The 2,419-nt window shown below is 52.3% G+C and carries 3 protein-coding genes and 1 pseudogene; all 4 read right to left on the reverse strand.

Annotated elements, in window-relative coordinates:
* Positions 1-176 (reverse strand): tetrahydromethanopterin S-methyltransferase subunit C (locus QCH34_RS10795; RefSeq protein ID WP_300334012.1); only part of this gene is annotated, 176 nt, incomplete at its 3' end.
* A gap of 10 nt (positions 177-186) precedes the next feature.
* Positions 187-1,044: a tetrahydromethanopterin S-methyltransferase subunit D gene (mtrD, locus tag QCH34_RS10800; protein WP_300334006.1), complete on the reverse strand. Its 858-nt coding sequence runs from the start codon at positions 1,042-1,044 to the stop codon at positions 187-189.
* Entirely contained in the window at positions 1,044-1,955 is a 912-nt protein-coding gene (gene mtrE, locus QCH34_RS10805) for a tetrahydromethanopterin S-methyltransferase subunit E (protein ID WP_300334009.1), read from the reverse strand. Before mtrE ends, mtrD begins: the two co-directional genes overlap by 1 nt.
* A 232-nt stretch (positions 1,956-2,187) precedes the next feature.
* Positions 2,188-2,419: pseudogene (locus QCH34_RS10810) on the reverse strand (methyl-coenzyme M reductase subunit alpha); the annotation flags it as partial.

Here is a 2,419-nt window from a genome sequence, read left to right on the forward strand (position 1 = left end):
GTACCCCAGATGAGGGCGATGATTGCGCCAATACCGCCGAAGAACGAGAAGATATCAAGTCCGGTGATGGTATTGAGGTATGTCAGGTAGATGCAGACGATCGATCCGATTAATCCGACAATCAACAGGGTGTTGTGGGGGATTGAGTCTGCGGATGCTTCAACTTTTACTGTCATCTTCTTCACCTCAGATTGGCATCGGTACGATGATCAACAGTGCCAGCAGTCCGGTTAATGCTGATGCAACCGCACTGGCTACGATAGCCCGTGGGAACCGCTTGAACTTGGGATCATGCGGACCCTCGATTGTACCGGTGATGTTGTACGCGGTAAGGACAGCGTTGACAAGGAACATACCGATGGCAAAGATACCTGCTACACTGACTGCAATCGGCATGATGCTCTCGGTGGTTCCGTCCATCAGTATAGGAAGCCCGTTTAAGTATGCATCATAGAGCGAGATGTAAATCAGTGTTCCGCCAAAACCTCCGATAAGACCGCCAAGAACACCACCAACATAGGAGATGAACGGCAGGCCGTGACCTTCGGTTCCCTGGCTCTTGTACTCGTCCTGTGAGTCTCCGGTTATGGGATCGTTCCTGACCTTTCCGGATGCTGATGGAATGCCCATACCATAGACGTACGTTACATTGACGAACATACAGGTGAGCGCCATCAGCAGTGCGCCTCCGATAGCTCCTGTTCCGAGTGCCGGAAGGTAGCCGAACTGGGCTGCCCATGCTCCCTTGAAGAGACCGGCAAGACCGGCACCTGCTGCGAGCATAGTAACACCGGTAGCAATACCTGGTGCCTGGCCCATTGCGGCGGGTGCTCCACCGACCGGAACAAGGTGGACACTGAACGTAACAAGCATTCCGCCGATGATGATGCCGATTAATGAATAGAAAACGGCCATCGTGAAGAAGCCTGTCATGGTCATATAGTACCCGATACCGACAACAACGAGCAGTAATACAATTGCGATTGCTGCTGCGCCCTTTGGCATTCCTGCGCCGGCGGCGGGTTTAGCTGCGATTGCTGACATTATGCTGCCTCCTCGTCATGTTTTTTCTCTGGTGCCGAGTATGGGCCATAGGTCTTGCGTGCCCAGACTTCGATGTACCGTGCCATGATCGTAATGAGAAGAACGATGATTGCTCCAACAATGACCGAGCCCCATCCTCCGAAATAGTGTTCGAAGATGAGGTGTCTCCAGAGTTCGAAGAAGACGATCAGGCCAAAACAGACTCCTGATGCAGGTCCTGCGTACTTTGCTGTGAACCAGCCATTGTCGAGTGAGCTTCTTTCGCCTGCCTCGGCATATCGGACGATGTTTCCGGATGCTGAGATAGGGACACCGGCTCCGAACTTCTGGTTCTGGTACTGGCGTTCTTTCCCGTAATACGGGTTTCCAACGGCGGATCCGGCGGCTCCAAGTGCGATACCCCAGATAATACCGAGGATCGGAAGCGGGAACGGATGGCCGAGTACGGCGTTCATCAGGTAACAGATTGTTACCGTTGCAAATATCGCAACAAATGCGTGAGCTGTTGTAACGGGTGTAACCGATTTCAGGATATCAACATAGACCGGCTGCCCGAACTTGGCGAGACTTGCAGTCCTGCCAAGATATGCGGTGGTTGCATAGACGCCCTGGACAAACGATGCCAGTACGCTACCAAGAATGATAGCAAGAACCGGATTGACGTTCATTGCCATAAAGGCCCATGCAATACCCGCACCAAGAGCGATCCAGAGAGCCCAGGATGGTGGCTCACCTGCCACAGCCTTATTGAAGATACGGTGCATGTATCCCATCTGCGGTGCGAGCTGAACCTGTGAGTTCGGGTCACCCTGAGATCCGATATTGGATTCGGTATCTTCGGCTGCCCCTGCCACAGTGGCAAGCGCTCCCGCAAATGCTGCTACTCCAATACTTAATACGATGTTCTCCATGTGAGATTCTCCCTTGATCTATAAGAGTATGAGAGTGTTCGATCAGCGCTGCTTCTCCAGAGTCGGAGTACTACGTGTAGATATAAAAGACTTGATAGTGATTGAGTTAAAGGTTTCGAAATATTGCTGAAAGCGGGCATCGTCACTCTCCTTTTCAGGGAATGGCTCTGAATTTCCGACCCGTATTTCAGAACATCTTTCATTAGTGAAAAAAAAGTTTGGTTTAGAGGATTTACTTTGCGGGGATGATGAGCGAGCGCTCGCCTGCTGGCATGAACTCGCGGATCGCACCGCGTGCAAACTCCTTCCTTGGCTCGGCGAAGTCGAACTTCAGGGCTGGGTCTGCGAAGCAGATCTTGATGAGTGGGGAGAGTGAGAATGCGTCGCCACGTCCGTAGTGTGCACCACCGACGATAGCTGCATATTCTCCCTGGTGGCCGACGTTCATTGCGTAGTTGGGGTAG

This window comes from Methanocalculus sp., from assembly GCF_029762515.1.
In the GTDB taxonomy this organism is placed as follows: Archaea; Halobacteriota; Methanomicrobia; order Methanomicrobiales; family Methanocorpusculaceae; genus Methanocalculus.